The organism is Acidovorax sp. SRI_002 (assembly GCF_057586455.1).
Genome location: NZ_JBYCZW010000009.1, coordinates 22,995 through 44,513, shown reverse-complemented (window position 1 = coordinate 44,513; position 21,519 = coordinate 22,995). Strand labels below are relative to the sequence as shown.

At 65.5% G+C, this 21,519-nt stretch carries 19 protein-coding genes; 14 read left to right on the top strand and 5 right to left on the bottom strand.

The window, feature by feature from the left end:
• The first annotated feature begins 69 nt into the window (after window positions 1-69).
• Complete coding sequence (locus AC2YJX_RS22590) at window positions 70-2,040, top strand: sigma-54-dependent Fis family transcriptional regulator (RefSeq protein ID WP_487257341.1); 1,971 nt, start codon at window positions 70-72, stop codon at window positions 2,038-2,040.
• Window positions 2,041-2,043: 3 nt separating this feature from the next.
• On the opposite strand, the gene AC2YJX_RS22585 is transcribed toward AC2YJX_RS22590, so the two are convergent.
• The gene (locus tag AC2YJX_RS22585; protein WP_121508553.1) at window positions 2,044-3,630 is read right to left on the bottom strand and encodes a methyl-accepting chemotaxis protein; all 1,587 of its coding nucleotides are present in this window, start codon (window positions 3,628-3,630) and stop codon (window positions 2,044-2,046) included.
• Window positions 3,631-3,835: 205 nt separating this feature from the next.
• Between AC2YJX_RS22585 and AC2YJX_RS22580 the strand changes: the two genes are divergently transcribed.
• Window positions 3,836-4,342, top strand: coding sequence for a flavodoxin family protein (locus tag AC2YJX_RS22580; protein WP_487257340.1), 507 nt, complete (start codon window positions 3,836-3,838; stop codon window positions 4,340-4,342).
• Window positions 4,343-4,391: 49 nt separating this feature from the next.
• Here AC2YJX_RS22580 and AC2YJX_RS22575 read toward each other — a convergent pair whose 3' ends face one another.
• On the bottom strand, window positions 4,392-4,730 hold the full coding sequence (locus AC2YJX_RS22575) for an ArsR/SmtB family transcription factor (protein WP_055395322.1): 339 nt from the start codon (window positions 4,728-4,730) through the stop codon (window positions 4,392-4,394).
• A gap of 96 nt (window positions 4,731-4,826) precedes the next feature.
• On the opposite strand from AC2YJX_RS22575, the gene AC2YJX_RS22570 reads away from it, so the two are divergent.
• The 11 genes from AC2YJX_RS22570 (at window position 4,827) to AC2YJX_RS22520 (ending at window position 15,622) form a co-directional block, all read left to right on the top strand.
• Entirely contained in the window at window positions 4,827-5,897 is a 1,071-nt protein-coding gene (locus AC2YJX_RS22570) for an efflux RND transporter periplasmic adaptor subunit (protein ID WP_487257339.1), read from the top strand.
• 1 nt (window position 5,898) lies between these two features.
• Complete coding sequence (locus AC2YJX_RS22565; protein ID WP_487257338.1) at window positions 5,899-9,246, top strand: efflux RND transporter permease subunit; 3,348 nt, start codon at window positions 5,899-5,901, stop codon at window positions 9,244-9,246.
• Between the two features lie 63 nt (window positions 9,247-9,309).
• Window positions 9,310-10,596 carry an NAD(P)/FAD-dependent oxidoreductase gene (locus AC2YJX_RS22560; RefSeq protein ID WP_487257337.1) on the top strand — a complete coding sequence of 429 codons (1,287 nt, stop codon included), beginning with the start codon at window positions 9,310-9,312 and terminating at the stop codon, window positions 10,594-10,596.
• Window positions 10,597-10,652: 56 nt separating this feature from the next.
• On the top strand, window positions 10,653-10,862 hold the full coding sequence (locus tag AC2YJX_RS22555; RefSeq protein WP_487257336.1) for a YgaP family membrane protein: 210 nt from the start codon (window positions 10,653-10,655) through the stop codon (window positions 10,860-10,862).
• 13 nt (window positions 10,863-10,875) lie between these two features.
• Window positions 10,876-12,285 (top strand): TolC family protein, encoded by a 1,410-nt coding sequence (locus tag AC2YJX_RS22550; RefSeq protein WP_487257335.1) that lies wholly within the window; start codon window positions 10,876-10,878, stop codon window positions 12,283-12,285.
• Window positions 12,282-12,626: a rhodanese-like domain-containing protein gene (locus AC2YJX_RS22545; RefSeq protein WP_487257334.1), complete on the top strand. Its 345-nt coding sequence runs from the start codon at window positions 12,282-12,284 to the stop codon at window positions 12,624-12,626. Before AC2YJX_RS22550 ends, AC2YJX_RS22545 begins: the two co-directional genes overlap by 4 nt.
• Before the next feature lie 70 nt (window positions 12,627-12,696).
• Window positions 12,697-13,557, top strand: a complete 861-nt coding sequence (locus AC2YJX_RS22540; RefSeq protein ID WP_487257333.1) for an MBL fold metallo-hydrolase — start codon at window positions 12,697-12,699, stop codon at window positions 13,555-13,557.
• A 42-nt stretch (window positions 13,558-13,599) separates the two neighbouring features.
• Window positions 13,600-14,046 (top strand): OsmC family protein, encoded by a 447-nt coding sequence (locus AC2YJX_RS22535; RefSeq protein ID WP_487257332.1) that lies wholly within the window; start codon window positions 13,600-13,602, stop codon window positions 14,044-14,046.
• A gap of 43 nt (window positions 14,047-14,089) precedes the next feature.
• On the top strand, window positions 14,090-14,470 hold the full coding sequence (locus tag AC2YJX_RS22530) for a rhodanese-like domain-containing protein (protein WP_055403022.1): 381 nt from the start codon (window positions 14,090-14,092) through the stop codon (window positions 14,468-14,470).
• Between the two features lie 84 nt (window positions 14,471-14,554).
• On the top strand, window positions 14,555-14,746 hold the full coding sequence (locus AC2YJX_RS22525; RefSeq protein WP_121421177.1) for a YgaP family membrane protein: 192 nt from the start codon (window positions 14,555-14,557) through the stop codon (window positions 14,744-14,746).
• 582 nt (window positions 14,747-15,328) lie between these two features.
• Window positions 15,329-15,622 (top strand): DUF4148 domain-containing protein, encoded by a 294-nt coding sequence (locus AC2YJX_RS22520; RefSeq protein ID WP_487257331.1) that lies wholly within the window; start codon window positions 15,329-15,331, stop codon window positions 15,620-15,622.
• A gap of 585 nt (window positions 15,623-16,207) precedes the next feature.
• Here AC2YJX_RS22520 and AC2YJX_RS22515 read toward each other — a convergent pair.
• Genes AC2YJX_RS22515 through AC2YJX_RS22505 form a run of 3 tightly spaced genes read right to left on the bottom strand, consistent with a single transcriptional unit; the run spans window position 16,208 to window position 20,281 of the window.
• Window positions 16,208-16,963: a GntR family transcriptional regulator gene (locus AC2YJX_RS22515; RefSeq protein ID WP_431150755.1), complete on the bottom strand. Its 756-nt coding sequence runs from the start codon at window positions 16,961-16,963 to the stop codon at window positions 16,208-16,210.
• Between the two features lies 1 nt (window position 16,964).
• Window positions 16,965-18,740, bottom strand: a complete 1,776-nt coding sequence (locus tag AC2YJX_RS22510) for a glycerol-3-phosphate dehydrogenase/oxidase (protein ID WP_487257330.1) — start codon at window positions 18,738-18,740, stop codon at window positions 16,965-16,967.
• Window positions 18,737-20,281 carry an FGGY family carbohydrate kinase gene (locus AC2YJX_RS22505; RefSeq protein WP_487257329.1) on the bottom strand — a complete coding sequence of 515 codons (1,545 nt, stop codon included), beginning with the start codon at window positions 20,279-20,281 and terminating at the stop codon, window positions 18,737-18,739. Before AC2YJX_RS22505 ends, AC2YJX_RS22510 begins: the two co-directional genes overlap by 4 nt.
• 181 nt (window positions 20,282-20,462) lie before the next feature.
• Here AC2YJX_RS22505 and AC2YJX_RS22500 point away from each other — a divergent pair, with 181 nt between their 5' ends.
• A complete protein-coding gene (locus AC2YJX_RS22500) occupies window positions 20,463-21,509 on the top strand; it encodes a substrate-binding domain-containing protein (protein ID WP_007854385.1) in 1,047 nt (348 codons plus the stop codon).
• Window positions 21,510-21,519 lie beyond the last annotated feature (10 nt).

Sequence of the window (21,519 nt, the reverse complement as noted above, 5' to 3'; positions counted from 1 at the left end):
GGCCGCCGCCATACTGGCTTTCAAACAGGGCGCATTGCATTGATGACGCCCGGGCAGGAGACAAACACCATGCGATCCACTTCCACATCTGTGGCACTGCGGCAAGCCCGCCAGCACCTGCTGGAATCAGGCCAATGCCCCATCGGCCTCGTGGACGAGCGCCTGGCACGGTCGTGGCAGCGCAGCCTGGACAGCGGCCTGCTGCCCACCGGGCGGCTGGGCAACCCCGACAACCTGGAGCACCAGGCCTTGCGGCAGTTGCGCGGCCACCACCAGGAGTTGCTGGCGCATTCGCGCCCCGTGATGGAGTACCTGTTTGAGCAGGTGCGCGACAGCCAGAGCGTGGTGGTGCTGGCCAGCCCCTGCGGCACGCTGGTGGACACCTGTGGTGACGCCTACTTTCTGGGCAAGGCCGAACGGGTGGCCCTGACCAGCGGCGCCTCGTGGCACGAAAAGCAGCGCGGCACCAACGCCATCGGCACCGCGCTGGCCGAAATGGCGCCCGTGGAAGTGCACGGCGCAGAACATTTTCTGGAGCGCAACGGCTTTCTGACCTGTGCCGCCGCCCCCATCCTGTCTGCCACCGGGCAGATACTGGGCATTCTGGACATCTCCAGCGAACACAGCCGGGGCAACCCCCACACGCTGGGGCTGGTAAGCACCGCCGCCCACATGATCGAAAACCGGCTGCTGGTGTCGGGCAGCCAGCGCCATGTCCGCCTGCACCTGCACACGCACCCTGAGGGCATTGGCACCGTGGCCGAAGGCATCGCGCTGGTCTCGGAAGACGGCTGGCTGGTGGGCGGCAACCGCAGTGCGCTGGCGCTGCTGCGCATTTCGGTGGCGCAGCTGGGCAGCATCTCGCTGGACCAGATCCTGAACGTGGACCTGCAAGAGCTTCTGGCGCGCCATCACCGCCGGCCCGACGCGCCGCTGTTCTTGCGGCGGCACGATGGCGCCCCGCTTTTTGGGCTGCCAGTGCCCGACAAGCGCACGGTGCGGACCCTGCCCCCATCTGCGCCCGCCCGCCCGCCAGAGGATGCGCTGGCCCAGCTGGACACCGGCGATGCCCGCTGGCGCGCAGCGGCCGCCAAAACACGGCGCATTCTGGGCAAGCCCATCGCCCTGCTCATTCAGGGCGAATCCGGGGTGGGCAAGGAGTGGTTTGCGCGCAGTGCACACCAAAGTGGCCCGCGCCGCGACGGCCCCTTCATTGCCATCAACTGCGCCGCAATGCCCGAGTCGCTCATCGAGTCCGAGCTGTTCGGCTACAGCCCCGGGGCGTTTACCGGCGGCCGTCGGGAGGGGCGCCTGGGCCTGCTGCGCGAAGCCCATGGCGGCACGCTGTTTCTGGATGAGATTGGCGACATGCCGCTGGCCCTCCAGACGCGGCTGCTGCGCGTGCTGCAGGAGCGGCAGGTGGTGCCGCTGGGCAGCGCGCAGCCGGTGGCCGTGGACTTTGCCCTCATCTGCGCCTCCAACCGCAAGCTGCGCGAAGAGGCGGAGCAGGGACGGTTTCGCACCGACCTGTACTACCGGATCAACGGTCTGGCGGTCGAGCTGCCCCCCCTGCGCGAGCGCACCGACTTCGAAGCGCTAAGCCATCGCATGCTCCAGGACATTGAACCCGCCCGCCCCCTGCGCCTGGACCCTTCGTTGACGGCAGCGCTGGAAAAATACCGTTGGCCGGGCAATCTGCGCCAATGCGCCAGCGTGCTGCGCACCGCCTGCGCCATGCTGGACGCGCACGAGGAGATGGTGGAATGGCACCACCTGTCGGATGACTTTCTGGAAGAACTGCAAAACGTGGATCGTTTTGCCACGCCAACCACCCCGGAGCGCCCTCCGCAAAACCTGGATGAACTGTCCCAATCGGCCATCCAGCAGGCGCTGGAGAGCTGCCGGGGCAACATGAGCCACGCAGCGCGCACCCTGGGCATCAGCCGCCAGACGCTGTACCGCAAGCTGGCCCTGCGCAAGGAGCGGCTCGCCGCCCCTGATGTGCAGCACTCCGCCCGAGGCTTGTTGTCAGGGCGCTGACGTTCAGGCCAGCATCAGGCGCTGGCCCGCATGCTGCCCCGATTCCAGTGGCTGGGCAACGCCGGAGAGCTTGAACGTTGCGACCGTTTCCACCAACTTCCTCGACTGGGTGCTCAGGCTGGAGGCTGCTGCTGCCATCTCCTCCACCAGCGCTGCGTTTTGCTGGGTGGCCTGGTCCATCTGGTTCACCGCCACATTGACCTGATTCACCCCTTCGCTTTGCTCGGTTCCGGCCGCGCTGATTTGCGCCACCGTCTCCGTCACCCGCTCAATGGACGAGACCACCTCTTTCATGGTCTGCCCGGCGGTGCCGACCAGCACGGTGCCAGCCTCAACCCGCTCGACACTCGTGGCAATGAGCGTTTTGATCTCCTTGGCGGCCTCCGCAGAGCGTGCCGCGAGGCTGCGCACCTCCGAGGCCACCACGGCAAAACCCCGTCCCTGCTCACCCGCCCTGGCAGCCTCCACGGCCGCATTCAGGGCCAGGATGTTGGTCTGGAACGCGATCCCGTCAATGACACCGATGATTTCGGAAATCTTCTTGGAGCTTTCGTTGATGCCGCTCATGGTGTCCACCACTTTCGACACCACATCGCCCCCTTGCTTGGCCACCGTGGATGCACTCTGGGCGAGGGCATTGGCCTGGCGTGCATTCTGCGCATTGTTTTGCACCGTGGAATTGAGTTCCTCCATGGCGGCAGCGGTCTGCTCCAGCGCACTGGCCTGGTTCTCCGTCCGGGTGGAAAGGTCGCTGTTGCCGATGGATATCTGCGCGCTGGCCGCCGCCACGGTTTCCGAACCACTGCGCACCTGGCTGACGATGCGGGTCAGCGAGTCCTGCATCACGGCCAGCGCTGCCAGCAGGGGGCTGAATTCATCCTGCGACGCATCCACCACCGCCGTGGTGAGGTCGCCATTGCGCACGCGGTCGGCCACGGCTTGTGACTCGGCAACCCGGCGCAGGAGGGTAGCGCCGATGTGCCACGAAAACAGCAGCAGCCCGATAGCCACCACCACGACGGAGCTCACCAGCGCACGCAAGGTCAGCTTGACGTCCCGCCCAATCTCGGCAAGGCTGGCATCGAGCAGCTTGGACTGGTGTTCCTTCTCCTTGGCAAGAACGGCCAGCACCACATTGCGCGTAGGTATCGTGGACGCGACCAGGAAGTCAAACGCTGGCTCCTTCTTTCCTTCCTTGATCAACTGCAGGTTCTGTTCGGCAACCCGCCAGAAAGCTTCCAGTCCTTGGGTCAATTCGGCACTCAGTGCCTTTTCCGATGCCGAATTTACTGCTTGCTGGAAGCCCGCAAGGTCTTTGTCAATCAGGCGCCTTTTCTCGCCGATATCTGCGAGCGTGGCGGCCAGGTCTTCGGGTGTGCGGACCAGGATGGCATGGCGAACCTGCAAGGAAACCCGCGTGACGTTCAACTCCATGGCACTGGCCTGAAGCTGGCGCGGCACCTCTTCCCGAGCCACCAGTTCGGTCTGGTGATTGACCTCACCCAGATAGATCCAGGCCAGTACGGCGATCCCGGCCAGTCCTGCAATCAGCAGGAAGGAAATGGCATGAAGACGTCTGGCAATGCTCATGGTGTCACCTCTGCAAGGAAGAAATCTGCGTTGCGGCGGCGCTCTAGCACTGCCCCCTGGGCTTCGTGCCGATTGCGACAATTTGCAACCAACCGGGCATCTTGGCGGATTGAACGCGCTTCTCGAATGCGGGTCAATGGGGCCGCCCCTGCATGGCGGCAAGCGGGTCTTCAGGGGTCACAGGGCGAGGGGCTATGCTTTACCCATGAGCCCCCGCAAGACCTTGTTGATCGTTTACCACTCGATGACGGATGGCACGCGCCAGATGGCAGATGCAGCACGGGCAGGCGCTTGCTCCGACAAGGATGGGGCCGTTCAAGTGCGACTGCTGCATGCCTCACAGGCTGGCGCCGCAGACGTGCTGGGCGCGGATGGGTTCATTTTTGCCACCCCGGAAAACCTTGCAGCCATCAGCGGACAACTCAAGGATTTTTTTGACCGCAGCTACTACGCCGTGCTCGACCACGTCAATGGCCGCCCCTATGCATGCCTGGTCTGCGCGGGCAGCGATGGGCACAACGCGGCCCGGCAGATGGAACGCATTGCGACCGGCTGGCGCCTGCGGGCCATCGCAGAGCCCCTCATTGTCTGCACCCACGCGCAGACGCCAGAAGCGATTCTGGCCAGGAAGAGCATCTGCAGCGATGAACTGGAACGCTGCCGATCCTTGGGCGAAGCGATGGCGCAGGGTTTGGCGCTGGGCGTTTTTTAGGGCGGGCCACTGCGCCCAGAAATCTGGTGGGTTAGTCCACTGAAACGGCTCAGCGCACCACCTGAAACGCAGCACGCGCCGCCGAGTCCCGCTCCAGCTGGCGTGCAATATTGCCGCAGACCAGATCACACAAGGCATCGACCGACTCATCGGTCAGCCGGTAGTACACGCTGGTCCCGCGCCCCTCCCGGGCCACAAGGCCGTGTTTGGTCATCAACGACAGATGCCTGGAGACATTGGCCGCCGTGTAGCCACATTGCTGCGCCAGGTCTCCCACGTTTTTCTCTCCGTCCCGCAGCAAATTGAGGATGCGCAGCCGCGTGGGTTCGGCAAGAACCTGGAAGTAGGCAGCGACCTGCTCAAGGGCTTCGGGGGGCATTTCTTTCATCGCGGGATCTCCGTGCATTGGGAACACATGATACATTATTGACTAATTAGCTGATTAGTTAAATAATCAATCTCACAAAGATTCCCTGGAGCCGCCATGAAGTCCCTGACCCTGTTGACCGCAGCGCTTTCCCTGGCCGTGTCCGGCGCCTGGGCGGCTGGCGACACCGCTGCGCAGCCGGTCGCCACCTTTACCGTCAAGCCCGCTGCCGCCCAGCTGGCGAGCAGTGTGGACGCCCAGGTCGAGGCCGTGCGGGACGCCACCCTCTCCGCCCAGGTACAGGGTGCGGTGATCAGCCTCTCTGCCAAGGCGGGCGACCGCGTTACGGCGGGCCAGGAGCTGGCACGCATTGATGCGCGCGCAGCGCAACAGAACGCCGCTGCCAGCGCGGCCCAGGTGGACGCCGCGCGCGCCGCCCAAAACGTCGCGACCAAGGAATACGAGCGCCAAAAGCAGCTGTTCCAGAAGCAGTACATCAGCCAGGCCGCGCTGGACCGGGCAGAGGCCCAGTGGCGCGCCAGCCAGTCGCAGGTGCAGGCCCTGCTGGCGCAGGCAGGTGCGGCCACCACGCAATCGGGCTTCTACGTCATCAAGGCGCCTTTTGCGGGCGTGGTGGGCCATGTGCCCGCCACCCTGGGCGACATGGCCATGCCGGGCAAACCCCTGCTGACCGTGTACGACTCGTCGCTGATGCGCGTTACAGCCCATGTCGGGCAGCAACAGGCCGCCATGCTGCGCGATGGAGGCACTGGCGAGCTGCAGGTCGAAATTCCGGGGGTCTCCGCTTCGCGCATCGCAGTCCCGGCATCCAAAGTGCAGGTGCTGCCCACCGTGGATGCACAAAGCCACACCGTGCAAGTGCGCGCAGAGCTGCCAACCAGTGTGGTGGGCGTGGCACCCGGCATGTTCGCCCGCTTGTGGCTGGACGCTGGCAAGGGCACTACCTCGCCGACAGCCGCTGCCGTGGGCCCGCTGCTGGTACCCGCCAGTGTGGTGGTGCGGCGGGCGGAAATGACGGGCGTCTACGTGCTGGACGGCCAGGGCCGGCCGCTGCTGCGGCAGGTGCGCCTGGGGCGGCCCGCTGGCGACATGGTGGAGGTGTTGAGCGGCGTGCGCGCAGGCGACCGCATTGCACTCAAGCCCCAAGCTGCTGCCAAGGTGCGCTGACATGAGCACCCCCAAAAATCCTTCTCCGCTCGGAATCTCCGGGCGCATCGCCGCCTTGTTTCAGGGCGCGCAAATCACACCCTTGCTGGCTGTGGTGGCGTTTTTGCTCGGCGTGTTTGCCGTGCTGGTCACCCCCCGCGAGGAAGAGCCCCAAATCGACGTCACCATGGCCAATGTCATCGTGCCGTTCCCCGGTGCCTCCGTGGCAGATGTGGAGCAAATGATTGCGACGCCCGCCGAACAGGTGCTGTCGCAGATGCAAGGCACGGAGCACGTGACCTCGGTGTCCCGGCCCGGCGTGGCGGTGATGACGGTGCAGTTCAAGGTGGGCGTGCCACGCACCGAGGCGCTGGTGCGCCTGCACGACACCTTGCGCAGCAATGCCGACTGGCTGCCCAAAGGGCTGGGGGCCATGGACCCGATCATCAAGCCCAAGGGCATCGACGACGTGCCCGTGGTAACGCTCACCCTGCACAGCCGCGACGAAACCTCCGGTGCCTTTGCGCTGGAGCGAGTGGCCCACAGCCTGGAGGCCGAGATCAAGCGCGTGCCCGGCACCCGCGAAGTGCAGACTCTGGGCGGCCCGGGCCGCGCCGTGCTGGTGCGCATGGACACCAACCGCATGGCAGCCACCGGCACCACAGTGGACGACCTGCGCCGCGCCTTGCAGTCGGCCAACATGGGGCTACCCGTAGGCGAGCTGCTGGGCGGCGACCGAACCATTCAGCTGGACAGCGGCCCCGTTCTGGCGCGCGCCGATGAGGTGGCCGACCTCATGGTGGGCGTGCGCTCGGGCAAGCCGGTGTTCCTGAAAGATGTGGCCGATGTTCAGGACGGTGCCTTGCCCGCCAGCCGCTACGTCTGGCATGGGGTTCCACGGCGCACCGCCAGCACCGCCAGTACCAGCGGCGAAGCCCCGCAGAGCGCCGTGGACGAATACCCGGCCGTGACCCTCACGGTGACCAAGAAGGCGGGAGAGAACGCCATCGACGTCGCCAATGCGGTGATGCAGCGGGTCGAACAACTGCACAACACCGTGATTCCCGACGGCGTGGAGGTGACGGAAACCCGCAACTACGGCGCCACCGCCAACGACAAGGCCCAAAAGCTCATCCAGAAGCTGCTGTTCGCAACAGCGTCGGTGGTGGCACTCGTCTTCCTGGCCCTGGGCCGCCGCGAGGCCGCCATCGTGGGCGTGGCCGTGGTGCTGACGCTCACGGTGACGTTGTTTGCGTCCTGGGCTTGGGGCTTCACCCTCAACCGGGTATCGCTGTTTGCGCTGATTTTCTCGATCGGCATCCTGGTGGACGACGCCATTGTGGTGGTGGAGAACATCCACCGCCACCAGCTGCTGCACCCCGGCCGCAGCCTCAAGGACATCATCCCGCACGCGGTGGACGAGGTGGGTGGCCCCACCATTTTGGCCACATTCACCGTGATTGCCGCCCTGCTGCCCATGGCGTTTGTGAGCGGCCTCATGGGCCCCTACATGAGCCCCATCCCCATCAACGCCAGCATGGGCATGCTGCTGTCGCTGGCCGTGGCGTTCGTCATCACCCCCTGGCTGGCCCGGCTGTGGATGAAGGAGCACACTGGCCATCCATCAGGGCATTCCAGCCCGGTGCACAGTGGGCTCAGCGCTCGCATCGCGCCCACCTTCGAGCGGGTTTTCAGCCCCTTGCTGGATGACACCCAAGGCCGGCGCAATCGCCGCTGGCTGGGGCTGGGCGTGGCGGCACTCATTGCCTTGTCGGTCGCTTTGCCGGTGCTCGGATGGGTGCAGCTCAAGATGCTGCCGTTCGACAACAAGTCCGAGTTCCAGGTGGTGGTGGACATGCCTGCGAGCACCCCGGTAGAGCGCACGGCCGCCGTGCTGCATGAGCTGGGCGCACACCTTGCGACCGTGCCCGAGGTGACCGACTACCAGGCCTACGCAGGCCTGTCTGGCCCCATCAACTTCAACGGCCTAGTGCGCCAGTACTACCTGCGCTCGGGGGGCGAGGTCGGTGACATCCAGGTCAATCTGGTGGACAAGCAACACCGCAAGGACCAAAGCCACGCCATTGCCATGCGGGTGCGCCCCGCCTTGCAAGAGATCGGCAAGCGCCATGGCGCCAATGTGAAGGTGGTGGAAGTGCCTCCCGGCCCGCCTGTGCTGTCGCCCATCGTGGCCGAGGTGTATGGCCCCGAGGCCGATGGCAGGCGCGAAGTGGCGCGTGCTGTGCGCGCCGCGCTGGCCGCTACCGAAGGCATTGTGGACGCCGACGACAGCAGCATTGCCGACGCCCCTCGCAAGCTGCTCATCGTGGACCGGCGCAAGGCGTCCCTGCTGGGCATTCCCCAGCAGGCCATCGTGAGCGCGCTGCATGCGGGGCTGAGCGGCGAAGCCACCACCTGGCTGCGCGACACCAGCAAATACCCGGCGCCCGTGCTTTTGCAATTGCCCGCAGAAAGCCACGGCGACCTGGAGGCACTGTTGCGCCTGACGGTCCGGGGTTCTCAAGGCCAGTTGGTCCCCATCCGCGAGCTGGTCACGGTGAGCGACACCCTGCGCGAACAGCCCGTGTATCACAAGGACCTGTTGCCGGTGAATTTTGTGGTGGCCGACATGGCGGGCCGTGTCGACAGCCCGCTGTACGGCATGTTCCAGGCGCGCAGCGCGATTGCCCGCATCGTGGCGCCCGATGGCGGATCGGTGCAGGAATACTTTGTGCGCCAGCCTGCGGATGCCCTGCGGGGCTACGCCATCAAATGGGATGGCGAATGGCAGATCACGTTTGAGACCTTCCGCGACATGGGCGCTGCCTACGCGGTGGGCCTGATCCTGATCTACCTGCTGGTGGTGGCGCAGTTTGGCTCCTACCTCACGCCACTCATCATCATGGCGCCCATCCCGCTGACCATCATCGGCGTGATGCCCGGCCATGCCTTGCTGGGCGCGCAGTACACGGCCACCAGCATGATCGGAATGATTGCCCTGGCGGGCATCATCGTGCGCAACTCCATCCTGCTGGTGGACTTCATCAACCTGCAGGTGCGCGAGGGCGTACCCCTGAAGACGGCCATCGTCCACTCGGCCATCACCCGTGCACAGCCCATTGTGCTGACGGGGCTGGCGGCCATGATCGGCGCGTTCTTCATCCTGGACGACCCGATTTTCAATGGCCTGGCCATTTCACTGATCTTCGGCATCTTTGTTTCCACCGTGCTCACGCTCGTGGTGATTCCCACCCTGTACTACGCAGCGTACCGGGACCGCAGCGCGGGCAGCAGCACCAACGGTGCCGGTCCCGCCAACCCACCTGACAACAGCCCCTCAGAGGCTTCCGTTCACCACGGAACGCAGTGAACAGCGCACCGAACGCACTGAACGAACGATCGGGCAACCATCCTTCAACCACAGGAGACAACCATGGCACATGTAGTGATTATTGGAGCGGGTATCGGGGGCATGCCGGCTGCGTACGAAATGCGCAGCAAGCTGCCACGCGAAGATCGGATCACAGTGATCAGCGCGGTGGACTACTTCCAGTTCGTGCCCTCCAACCCCTGGATCGCCGTGGGCTGGCGAAAGCGCGATGACATCGTCCTGCAGATCCGCCCCTTGCTGGAACGCAAGGGCATTGATTTCATCGCCCAACCGGTGAAATCCATCGATGCTCCGGGCAAAACCGTCATGCTGGAAGACGGAAGCACCGTGGCCTACGACTACCTCGTGATCACCACCGGCCCCCGGCTGGCCTTTGAGGAAGTGCCGGGCTCAGGCCCCGTCAACGGGCACACACATTCGGTGTGCTCCGTGGACCACGCGGAACACTTCTGGCGCGACTACCAGAAGTTTCTGGAAACCCCCGGCCCCATCGTCATTGGCGCCATGCCAGGCGCGAGCTGTTTTGGCCCGGCCTACGAGTTCGCATTCATCGTTGCAGCGGACCTGCGCAAGCGCAAGCTGCGCCACAAGGTGCCGATCACCTTTGTCACCAGCGAGCCCTACATCGGCCACCTGGGCCTGGGCGGCGTGGGCGACAGCAAGAGCATGCTGGAGAGCGAGCTGCGCAGCCAGGACATCAAGTGGATTCACAACGCGCGCACCACACGGGTTGAGGCGGGCAAGATGTTTGTCGAGCAGCTGGACGACAAGGGCCAGGTGCACCAGCAGCACGAGCTGGGCTTCAAGCTGTCAATGATGCTGCCTGCCTTCAAAGGGGTCGATGCCGTGGCGTCCGTACCCGGGCTGTGCAACCCGCGCGGGTTCGTGTTGATCGACGAGCACCAGCGCAGCAAGGCCTACCCCCACATCTTCTCGGCCGGGGTCTGCGTTGCGATTCCGCCCGTCGAGGTGACACCCGTGCCCACCGGCGCACCCAAGACGGGCTACATGATCGAGACCATGATCTCGGCCATCGTGCACAACATTGCCGCCGACATTGCGGGCCAGCCCGCCACTGCCACCGCCACATGGAACGCCATCTGCCTGGCCGACATGGGGGACACCGGCGCGGCGTTTGTCGCGCTGCCACAGATGCCGCCGCGCAACGTCAACTGGTTCAAGAAGGGCAAATGGGTGCACCTGGGCAAGATTGCTTTCGAGAAGTACTTCCTGAACAAGATGAAGTCGGGCAATTCCGAGCCCATCTACGAGAAGTACGTGCTCAAGCTCCTGGGCATCACCCGCTTGCACGAGCAAAAGCCCCATTGACCGGCGCGTGACCAAGCCCCCCCCAGTTTCTATCTTTTCTTAACAAGGAGTTCATCATGACAACCTGGCAAATCGTTCGTTTGGTCGCAGGCACCTTCATCCTGCTTTCTCTGGCGTTGGGCATTCCCGGCAGCCCTGTTTTTGCCAGCCAGTGGTGGCTGGCCTTCACGGCGTTTGTGGGCGCGAACCTGCTGCAGAGCGGGCTCACCAAGTGGTGCCTGATGGAGACCATCTTGCGCAAGCTGGGCGTGCGCCCAGGCTGCTGAGGAGGACCACGCCATGCGCAAACTCCTCCTGAGCGCTGCCTTGCTGGCCTGCGGCATGGGTGCAGCCCAGGCGGCAGATTTGCACGAGGCTTGGCTGGCCGCACGGCAGCAACACCCGGACATGGCAGCAGCAACGGCCACACGCGCCGCAGGCGAGGCCCGCCGCGTGCAGGCTAGCCGCTTGTGGAACCCCTCTGTGACGGCCCAGGCTGCGGCAGGCGCGATGGGCTCACAGACCTCCGCCCAGGGGGCCGCGTTTTCCATGCCAGGGACACCACAGACCTCTGGGGTGGGTTTTGACACCTCGGTCCGCAGCGGCCCGGGTACACGCTGGGGTGTGGAGGCGCGCATGCCGCTGTACAACCCCGAGCGCAGCGCACAGGGGCGCCAGCTGCTGCTGTCCGCCGATCTGGCAGAACTGCAGGCCGCCTCGGTGCAGCAACAGCTGATGCTGCGAACGGCCCAGCAATACTTCTCGGCCGTGCTGGCGCAGCAGCAGCGCGCGTTGCTACTGCGCCAGCAGGAGGCAACCGATCAGGCTCTCAAAGAGGCGCAGGACCGCTTTGCATTGGGGGACTCGCCGATCACGGATGTGCGCGAAGCCGAGGCGCGCGCGCAGGCCAACGCTGCACTGGTGCAAGCAGCCGATGTTGAGATGCAGATTGCGCGCCAGGCTCTGGCCCAGACCACAGGCTGGAGTCCTGCGCAACTGCCCCCCCTACACCTGCCAGCCTCGTCGGGCAACGAAACCACCGCCTTGCGCGATGGCAAACCCCTCGCGCCCCTGCCTCACTGGCTGAATCTCGCCGCGCAGGACAACCTTCAGGTGCGCACCCAGGCGCAGGCCCTCGCACTGGCCGAGCAAGAGGCAACCAAGGCGGCGCGTTTTGCCAGCACCAAGGTGGACCTGGTGGCCCAGGCCGGTGGCGACCACCTGTCAGGATCAGGCCGGTGGGGCTCGGCCAGCAACTCCGCACGCCAGTACATGGTGGGTGTGCAAATCCAGGTGCCGCTGTACACCGGTGGCCAACTTGATGCGCGCCAGCAGGAACTGCTGCGCCTTCAGGACAAGGCCCAGGCCGACCTCGACAGCGCCCGGCTTGCCGTCGCCCAGCAGGTACGCACCAGCTGGCTGCACCTGCAGGCTGGGGCCGCCCGGACCCAGGCCCTGGAGTCAGCGCTCAGGTCGGCCCAGGTTCGGCTGCAGGCGACCCAACTGGGTCGCCAGGTGGGCGACCGCACCACACTGGATTTGCTGCAGGCACACAATGACGCGATGCAGTCGCAATCCAACCTGCTGGGGCACCAGACCCGCATGGCGCAAGAGCGCCTGCAGTTGATGGCTTTGGCGGGCCAGCTCGACGAGGCCGCGTTGCAAGCGGCCACCGACACAGCGCACATGCTGGCCCCGCCCACACCGTGAACGCCTCCAACCATGCCCTCATCCCACACCCTCACCCCGCCAGCGCCATGAACCCCCACCCCGCCCCCACGCTTCCCCTGGTCGTCGATGTCCGTTCGCCCGGCGAATTCGCAGCAGGCCATGTGGCTGGCTCTATCAACCTGCCGCTGGACAGCCTGGCCCAGCAGGCCGCAGTAGCGCTGCCGCACCGCGACCAACCGATGGTGCTTTGCTGCCTTTCGGGCGCACGCTCGGGCATGGCAGTCCAGTGGTTGCGCACGCAAGGCTATAACCAAGTGTCCAATGGAGGCGGTGTGAGCAGCGTGGCCCTGCAGCTGGGCCGCCCCATCGAACGCGACTGATGGGATCACGCGCTTGCCACCGCCACACTCGGAGCATTGTGTCCATCGACGCCTGCAACAGGAGACCCCCGTGAAGCCCCAAATAGAAGCCTTCTTTGACGACGCGACCTGGACCGTGAGCTACGTGGTGTTTGACGAACCCGGGGGTCACTGCGCACTGGTGGATTCGGTACTGGACTACGACGCAAAATCAGGCCGCACCCGCACGCATTCGGCAGATCGTCTGGTAGCGTTCGTCCAGAGCAAGGGTTTGACCGTGCAATGGATTCTGGAAACCCATGCCCATGCCGACCACCTGTCCGCCGCGCACTACCTTCGCAGCAAGCTGGGAGGGAAAATAGCCATCGGAGCCGCCATCACCCAGGTGCAAGAGGTGTTCAAAGCCATCTTCCACCTGGAGCCAGAGTTCCACCCGGATGGCCGTCAGTTCGACCACCTGCTGCACGACGAAGAAGTGTTTTCTATTGGCCAGCTCGAAGCCAAGGCGCTGGCCGTGCCGGGCCACACCCCTGCGTGCATGGCGTACCAGATCGCAGACGCCGTGTTGGTGGGCGACACCCTGTTCATGCCCGACGTCGGCACCGCGCGCTGCGACTTCCCGGGTGGCAATGCGCACACGCTGTACCGGTCGGTGCGCAAGCTGCTCAGCCTGCCCGCACAGACCCGCCTTTTCATGTGCCACGACTACCCCCCCGCAGAGCGCGCCCCGGCCTGGCAGACCACGGTCGCCGATCAGCGCACCCACAACATCCATGTGCACGACGGCATGACCGAAGCGGCATTCGTCAAACTGCGCACCCGGCGCGATGCAACGCTGGACATGCCCGTTCTCATCCTGCCGTCGGTGCAGGTCAACATCAGGGCCGGGGCGATGCCCCCGGCAGAAGACAACGGCATGACCTATCTCAAGATTCCCGTGAACGCGCTGTGACACGCTATCCACGAGCCCCCTCAGAAGATCCCGGAGATTTCCATGAGCAACGAACAAGTCACCGTTGAGCTGGTCCAGCAAGAGGACTACCGCTTTGACATCCATTTTGGCGGCACCGTCCCCCACCTGATCGGCGATGAACCCGTCCCGTTGGGCTCGGGCAAGGGCCCATCGCCGGTGCAGCTGCTTTGCGCAGCGGTGGGCAACTGCCTGAGTGACTCCCTGTTGTTTGCGCTGCGCAAATTCAAACAGTCACCGGAGCCCTTGCGCGCCACCGTGGTGGCCCAGGTGGGCCGTAACCCAGAGGGACGCCAGCGTGTGCTGCGCATGGACGCCACCTTGCAACTGGGCGTACCCGCCGCACAACTGGAACACCTGGACCGCGTGCTGGGCCAGTTTGAAAGCTATTGCACGGTAACCCAGAGCGTGGGGCAGGGCATTCCCATCGTGCTGAAAGTGCTGGACGCCAACAACGCCGTCCTCAAATGACACCACGGCATATCCACCGTCACACTACTTGAGGAAACATCCGATGAAAACAGCCCACGATCTCGTGGCTGCGGCGAAAGCCCAGGTCCATGAAGTCCCCATCGACCAAGCCGATGAAGCCATCCGACTGGCCGATGTGCTCATCGACGTGCGTGAGGCCGATGAGTACCAGGCCGGACACATACCCGGTGCCATCCACGCCTCGCGCGGCGTTCTGGAGTTCAAGCTCAGCAGCACGCCTGCACTCACCTCGCGCGATCTGAAGGTGGTGGTGTACTGCAAGACCAGCGGGAGGGCCGCCTTGGCAGCCTGCGCCATGCGCGAGATGGGCTACCTGCAGGTGCAGTCCATCGCAGGCGGCTTTGACGCCTGGGCTGCGGCGGGCAAACCCGTGGCGTCTCCCGAGCCACCGTCTTTCGACTGATTCGGTGGTGCATCAGCCATGCGCCACCTCCTGTGCAAGAAAGGTCCCGCCCCCGGGGCCCATGCGTAACCCAAAGGAATTGTCATGAACGTCAACGTTGGAACCATCGATCGCGTGCTGCGCATCGTGGCAGGCTTGGTGCTGATTGCCTTGGCTGCCACCAACACTGTGGGATGGTGGGGCTGGTTGGGCGTCGTCCCCTTGGCCACCGGCCTGTTCCGCTTCTGCCCCGCCTACACACTGCTGGGCATCAACACCTGCCCCTTGAAAAAGTAGCCAGACGCGGCAAACGCTGCGCGTGCGGTGCAGGCATTTCCCGTACGTGCAGCACTGAACACGTGTCTACGATCTAGCCGGAGATCGTGAACAGACGCTTCGACAATTTGGCCCCACACATCTCAAGCCGGACCACCACCTGCGCACAACAGGCTGCCGAAGGGCTGACGCCCCGTGCAAGGTCACCTGCACCACCACCGGCGGGTGGTCTGCATCGCCCAGGCTCTGACTGACGCGGAGCAGTTCGACAGCTCCACGCTTTCCCGGCGTCGCAGGCCCGGGCACCAGAGTTTCTCCCCGTGAAACCTAGTGGGTGAAATACGCCCATGGGCCTCCAATCCCTGCATACCCCCTCCCTGCGAAGCGCTTCTTGGCGCAGCAGATCAATTGTTTCCAATACTGGAACAGTTAGTTTGCGACTGGATAGTTTTTCTCTGAACAGCACCGGCGTACAGTTCAATCCATCGATGAGCCGAACCCGCAAGGCGACTCACCGAACCCGGTTTGAAGTAGTTTTCAGCATCCGCTTTTGGCGCTTTGTTCCGGCTTTTTTTGAGACGCTTTTATCCAAGGATTTGCACCATGAACACGACTGCCCGTTTCCTCTCTATAGCCGCTATTGCTGCTTTCGCCTCTTTCGGCGCCCACGCAGATGAAGCCGATGGCTCGCAATTTGCGCTCCAATTCGACACCAACCGCACCCGTGCTGAAGTGCAAGCGGAAGCCGCCACGGTGGCCCAGACCCGCAGCCAAGAACCCGCTGGCTCGCGCGTGGTGACATACACCTCCACGGCTGACCGCGCTGCAGTACATGCCCAGGCAGCCGAAGCCCTGCGCACCGGCAAGATTCCCCACGGCGAATTCAGCGCCATGTAATTGACGCAGTTGCGGGCCTTCCCATGGCGGTGGCACTTCGCGGGTGCTGCTGCCATGGGGAGTGTTTTCCTCACTGTCAGGCAAGCAAACTGGGCTCCCACTGGGAGCCCTTTTTGTTGCTACACCTATGCCTCGGCAAGCAGCTGTCTATCCCTGCGCGTTTTGCGCATCCGGCGCGGGGACCGAGGATGAAGGCGGTTCCCACGGGGCTTCCTTCTTTGCTCTTGCCAGCATCTCCGAATCGCAACGCAATTATTCTGGGCAACTAAAGTCGTAACCCACTGCCAAGCATCCTTGCAGCCTAGCGCCCTGCTCAACCAAGTGGCTGTCAACCTAAAGTCGCAAGCCCTTCCAAGAGCGCTGCAGCAATCACTCAAATACGGGTTCGAGAAGTCAGCGCTTTCCGTTCGACAGTCTCAATTGTGGCCCACAGTGGCAGCTACCCCTGCGGCGCTCCTGATCCATCTCACTGCACGCTCACGCACCTCAGGCGAGAACTTGTGCGTCTTCTTCATGGCTCAATCCTCTCAGAGTGTTGAGTCTCCTCAGAACCAGGGACGATTCACGTAGAGTCAATGCGCCCTTCTAAGTCGTGGTCTGCACATGCAGGCGACTGGACTTACAGCGGTGCAAGGCGTTGTAGTACTCCAGGCGCCGGCCGTTGGCGCCATAGGCGATGGATTCGATGCGCAAGAGCGGCTCTGGGGTCTCCAGCTGCAGCAGCCCGCAGGTCTCAGCATCGGGCAGCACGGCGTCAATCCAGCGCTCGGCGCGCACCAGACGCACACCGTACTGGCGGCGCAGCACGTCGTACAGCGAGCGGTCGTCCAGGCGCATGCGGTGCAGGCCGGGTGCCAGGTCGGCGGGCACCACCGTCTCGACCAGCAGGCGCAGCTCGCCGTCCACGCTGCGCAGCCGCTTCAATGCCACCACCTGGGTGTCGTCGGTGAGGCCCAGCGCGCTGATCTCCTGCGGCGTGGGGTCGCGCAGCTGCTGCAGGAGGACTTGGGTGCGCACCGAGCGGCCCTTGCGCTCCATCTCATCGGAGAAGCCGAGAACGGTGGAGACGAAATCCTCGTCGCGTTCGCGCGCCGCGACGAAGGCTCCGCGGCCCTTGATCTTGTAGATCAGGTTGTTGCGCACCAGGTCGGCCAGTGCCTCGCGCACAACGATGCGCGAGATGCCGAATTGCTCGCCGAGCTCGGCCTCGGAGGGCAGCTTGGCGCCGATGGCCAGTTCGCCCTGCAGTATCTGCAGGCGCAGGGCATCGCGGAACTGCGCCCACAGGGGCGATTCGGAGTTGCGGTCGAGCAGGGGCTGGAGTTCGGTCGGTGCATTCACGTCAGGACGGGCTCAGGGCCGGATGGATGGTCAATGGTGCATGGAAGGCCGGCGCTGCCGCATCGGTATCGGGCGCTGCCGTGGCCAGGCGCACGCCATGGCGTTCGCGCAGCGCGCTGGCGCAATTGTGCAACTCCTGCCGTTCGCGCCCGGCATCCCAGCCCAATGCCTGCCCGGCAATGCCGGCCATTTCGGCCAGCGCCGCGTCCGTGACGAGGCCACGGATGGCCAGCAGCGTGCGGCGGATCACCAGGTCGTCGAGGTGGATCACACCGGTTTCGGTGCACAGCCAGGCCACTTCCGCCACCGAGTAATCGGGGGCATGCTGCAGCGGCTCGTCACCCGCCACCTTGAAATGCTGGGCCATGCGCAAGGCCTGGGAGCCGTAGCGGCGCAGCAGCGCCTGGGCGCGGGCACGCGCCAGGCCAGCATCCTTGGCAATGCGGTCGATGAAGCGCTCGGTCGCCTGCGCGCCCTGTGGCATGTCGGTGCCGCCGCCAATGGGCAACTGCCGGGTCGAGGCGGTGCGCGCTCGCCCCAGCAGGCGCAGCACCTCGTCGGTGGCCTCCTCGGCCAGCGCGCGGAAGGTGGTCCATTTGCCACCCACCAACCCCACCACCGGGATGTCGCGCGATGGCGAGGGTGCGTCGATCACCACCGAATGGTCGCGCGAGATCTGCCCTGGTTTGTCGGCGTCCGAGCGTGCCAGCGGCCGCACGCCCACATAGGTGTAGACCACGTCGCGGCGGCCGAAGGCCAGGTTGGGGAACACCTCGCCCAGCACGTCCAGCAGGTAGTCCACCTCGGCCGGCTCGGTGGCGATCTGGTCGGGGTCGTCCACCGGGATGTCGGTGGAGCCCACCAGCACCCGATCCAGAAACGGGTAGACGATGCATACGCGCCCGTCCAGCGCCTCAAAGTAAGCCATGCGCCCGCCCAGCGCGTCGCGCAGCAGGGGGTGGTCGAGCACCAGGTGCGAGCCCTTGGTGCCCATCACGCGCGGCCCCGCGCCGCCCAGCAACTCGGTGCTGCGGTCGAGCCAGGCGCCGCTGGCATTGACCACGGCATCGGCCGTCACCTGCACCACTTCGCCCGTGACTTCGTCGCGCAGCGTGAGGGTCTTGCCCGCACAACCCATCACACGGCAGTGGTTGCTGGCCGCCGAACGCGGCTGGTCGCGGCAGGCGTCGCGCACCAGCTCCAGCACCAGCCATTCGGGGTGGCTGATCCAGGCGTCGAAGAAGGTCGCCGTCCACCGCACGGCCGCGCGAAATAGCAGGCGGTCCGCCGGCTGCACACGGCTGATGTGGTGGTTGGGCATCACGCGCTGGCGACGGCCCAGCAGGTCGTACAGGCGCAGCCCAGCGGCCACGGCGAGCAGGCCGCGCGTGCGCTGGGGCGGCGTGCGGCCCAGGAACTTGAGCGCGCTGCTCATCAGCCCGCCGAAGAAGCTTGACAGCGGCACCACGGTCTTGAGCGGCTGCACCAGGTGCGGCGCGTTGCGCAAGAGCAGGTTGCGCTCGCGCGTGGCCTCGGCCACCAGCGAGAAGCTGCCGCTTTCCAGGTAGCGCAGGCCGCCGTGGATCATGCGCGAAGGCGCGCTGCTGGCCCCGGCGCTGAAGTCGCCCTTGTCGACGATGAGGCAGTCCACGCCCTGCAGCGAGAGGTCGCGGAACACGCCCACGCCGTTGATACCGGCGCCCACGATCACGGTGGAGAAATGGCGACCCGCCACGGCGGCCGGGCGCACGAATGGCAGGGGGGTGGAGGCGCTCATGGCAAGGCCTCCACGCGCTGCGGCGGGACGGGGGCCGCCGTCGCCGCAGGGGGCTGTGGCGCGCGCTCGGGCGCGTGGCCGGCCAGATGGCCGAAGACAGGGGACATGGTGGCGATCAGTTCGTTGAAGGAGGCGTTGAAATCCGCGTGGGCACGCGCCTGGCTGGCATCGGGCTCGACCGTGTCGCAGTTCGCGTGCAAGGGATGGGGGTCGATGCCCTGGGACCGGGCGGCATAGATCGCCGCGCCACGGGCACCGGTTTCGTCGTCTGCACAGCGCTCCACCGGGTGCCCCAGCAGGCCCGCCAGCAGGCGCACCAGGCGGGTATCGCTGGCGCCGCCGCCCAGCACGGTGGAAGCCGAGACCGGCAAGTCCCCCGCCGCCAGCCGCGCCGTGTGGCGTGCATGCAGGGCCGCCACCGCATCGACCACGGCACGCGCCATATCGCCGCGCGTGTGGTGGCTCTTGAGGCCCACGAAGCCCGCCGTGACGCCGCCTCCGCCGTTCACGAAGGGCAAAAAGCGCAGTCCGCCGGCCCCCAGGGGCACGGACATCGCCAGGTCGACCACCGCACGCGCATCGGGCAAGCCCAGCACGCCGGCCAGCCAGGCGATGTTGGCCATCGACGAGGGGCTGTTCTCCATGTACAGGCGCCGGTCGCGGGAACCGTAGTTCACGGTGGACGCCACGTCTGGCAAGGGTTCGAGAACCGGCCCGATCACGGCATTCACGCACCAGGTGCCCAGCACCGACACAGCACGGCCCCGCTCTTCGGCTCGCACGGCCGTCATCGCGGCCAGCAGGTCGATGGCGCCCATGGCCACGGGAATGCCTGCGGGCAGGCCATGCGCGGATGCCGCCGATGACTGCAGCGTGCCGATAACCTCGCCACTGCGCACCAGTGGCCCGAAGGCCTGCGGCCCCAGGCCGGCGATGCCAGGGGCGGAAAAGGCCAGCGGCGACCAGTCACCACTGGCCACGGACAGCAGGCCTGCCGTGCTCGCGTCGCTGGCATCGGTGGCGATCTGGCCCGTGAGCAGAAAGCCCACGTAGTCCTTGGCGAACATCAGGCGCTGCAGCGCGCCGCTGCGCACGGCATCGCTGCCCAGCAGCTCGGCGGCAATCACGGTGGGCTGGCCGGGCCAGGGCTGGCAGCCGACGTCTGCCAGCAGCTGCGGCCCGTGGCTCGCGGCCAGGGACTGGGCGCGTGCGCCGGCGCGCTGGTCGGTCGAGGCCACGGCGCGCCCGCCTGCGAGTTCACCGCGCGCATCCAGCGCGTACAGGCCTGCGCCATGCCCCGTGCAGCCGATGGCGCGCACATCGGCCACGCGGCGGCCCAGTTGGTGGGCCACATCGCGCAGCACGGCGGACAGGGCCGAACGGAGCATGGGCTCGCCCACTTCGCAACCACCGCCTGGCAGGCGGTCGTGCTGCAGGGGCATGCGGGACAGGGCGACGGTGCGGCCGCTCGCGGCCTCCAGGGCCAGGGCTTTGAGGCTGCTCGACCCGAGGTCGATGCCGATCAGTAGTTGGGGCTTCATGTCATAACAGCTTCCGCCGAACCAGCGGGTATATCCAGTAGTGTTTCCCCTAACTATCTGGAGATTCGATCCACGCTTACATTCTACCTGTCATAACAACTGTCGTGACACCAAGCACCCCATCGCAGCCCTGGATAAAGCAGCATCCCATGCTGCACCGTTCAACAAGAGGAGACAAAAAATGAGGCGTAATTTCCTGAAGTCCGCAGCCGCCGCCGGTATCGGCTTGGCCGGCACCAGCGCATTCGCACAGCAGCCTGCAGCGGCCCCCGCCGCAGCGGGCGGCCTGCGCGGCAACCCCAGCGACGTCTACGTGATGAACGTTATGGTCTCGGGCGTGGAGTACTGGTTTCCGGTCTACGAAATGATGAAGCAGCTGGGCCGCACCCTGGGCGTGCGCACCCGCTACACCGGCACGCCGGAATACGACGTGAACAAGCAGCTGGCGTCGTTCGAGCAGGAGCTGGCCCGCAAGCCCGCCGGCATCCTGCTGCACCCCATGAACCCGGACCCGTTCATCGAACCCATCAACCGCGCCGCGGCGATGGGGATCCCGGTGGTCACCTTCGCAGCCGACTCGCCCAACTCCAAGCGCACGTCGTTCATCACCTCGGACAACGAGCGCGAAGGTGCGCAGGCGGCCGATGCGATCGCGGCATCGCTGAACGGCAAGGGCGAGTTCGCCGTGCTGGAGAACCCCGGCCAGGACAACCACGACCGCCGCATCGCCGCCTTCATCAACCGCATGAAGACCAAGCACCCCGGCATGAAGCTGGTGGGCCGCGCCGCGAGCAACCAGGACCCGAACAAGGCCTACCAGGCCGTGCAGAGCCTGGCGCAAGCCAACCCCAACCTGGGCGCGCTGTTCATGCCCGAAGCCAACTCGGCCCTGGGTGCGGCACAGGCCAAGGTGGAGACCAAGAAGAACATCAAGGTGATGTGCTGCGACGTGAACGCCAAGATCCTGGACATGATCAAGTCCGGCGACGTGTTCGGCGCCATCAACCCCAACCAGGGCATGCAGGGCTACATGGGCATGATGATGCTGTTCCTGGCCAAGAACCCCGGCCTCATCGACCCGATGAACGACGCCAAGCGCAACGGCACCAACCCCATGGCCGTGCCCTTCCTGGACAACGGCCTGGCCGTGGTCAGCAAGGCCAACGCCGACGATTTCTACTGGGACAAGTACCTCGCCCGCCGCGGCACCAAGGGCATCAGCGAGTGAGCACCACCAC

What these genes read in the sequence shown, in the direction of transcription:
- AC2YJX_RS22520 (WP_487257331.1), top strand. Translation starts at nt 15,329, where the DNA reads ATGAACACGACTGCCCGTTTCCTCTCTATAGCCGCTATTGCTGCTTTC.
- AC2YJX_RS22590 (WP_487257341.1), top strand. Translation starts at nt 70, where the DNA reads ATGCGATCCACTTCCACATCTGTGGCACTGCGGCAAGCCCGCCAGCAC.
- AC2YJX_RS22575 (WP_055395322.1), bottom strand. Translation starts at nt 4,730, where the DNA reads ATGAAAGAAATGCCCCCCGAAGCCCTTGAGCAGGTCGCTGCCTACTTC.
- AC2YJX_RS22555 (WP_487257336.1), top strand. Translation starts at nt 10,653, where the DNA reads ATGACAACCTGGCAAATCGTTCGTTTGGTCGCAGGCACCTTCATCCTG.
- AC2YJX_RS22500 (WP_007854385.1), top strand. Translation starts at nt 20,463, where the DNA reads ATGAGGCGTAATTTCCTGAAGTCCGCAGCCGCCGCCGGTATCGGCTTG.
- AC2YJX_RS22505 (WP_487257329.1), bottom strand. Translation starts at nt 20,281, where the DNA reads ATGAAGCCCCAACTACTGATCGGCATCGACCTCGGGTCGAGCAGCCTC.
- AC2YJX_RS22535 (WP_487257332.1), top strand. Translation starts at nt 13,600, where the DNA reads ATGAGCAACGAACAAGTCACCGTTGAGCTGGTCCAGCAAGAGGACTAC.
- AC2YJX_RS22570 (WP_487257339.1), top strand. Translation starts at nt 4,827, where the DNA reads ATGAAGTCCCTGACCCTGTTGACCGCAGCGCTTTCCCTGGCCGTGTCC.
- AC2YJX_RS22530 (WP_055403022.1), top strand. Translation starts at nt 14,090, where the DNA reads ATGAAAACAGCCCACGATCTCGTGGCTGCGGCGAAAGCCCAGGTCCAT.
- AC2YJX_RS22510 (WP_487257330.1), bottom strand. Translation starts at nt 18,740, where the DNA reads ATGAGCGCCTCCACCCCCCTGCCATTCGTGCGCCCGGCCGCCGTGGCG.
- AC2YJX_RS22580 (WP_487257340.1), top strand. Translation starts at nt 3,836, where the DNA reads ATGAGCCCCCGCAAGACCTTGTTGATCGTTTACCACTCGATGACGGAT.
- AC2YJX_RS22560 (WP_487257337.1), top strand. Translation starts at nt 9,310, where the DNA reads ATGGCACATGTAGTGATTATTGGAGCGGGTATCGGGGGCATGCCGGCT.
- AC2YJX_RS22525 (WP_121421177.1), top strand. Translation starts at nt 14,555, where the DNA reads ATGAACGTCAACGTTGGAACCATCGATCGCGTGCTGCGCATCGTGGCA.
- AC2YJX_RS22550 (WP_487257335.1), top strand. Translation starts at nt 10,876, where the DNA reads ATGCGCAAACTCCTCCTGAGCGCTGCCTTGCTGGCCTGCGGCATGGGT.
- AC2YJX_RS22565 (WP_487257338.1), top strand. Translation starts at nt 5,899, where the DNA reads ATGAGCACCCCCAAAAATCCTTCTCCGCTCGGAATCTCCGGGCGCATC.
- AC2YJX_RS22585 (WP_121508553.1), bottom strand. Translation starts at nt 3,630, where the DNA reads ATGAGCATTGCCAGACGTCTTCATGCCATTTCCTTCCTGCTGATTGCA.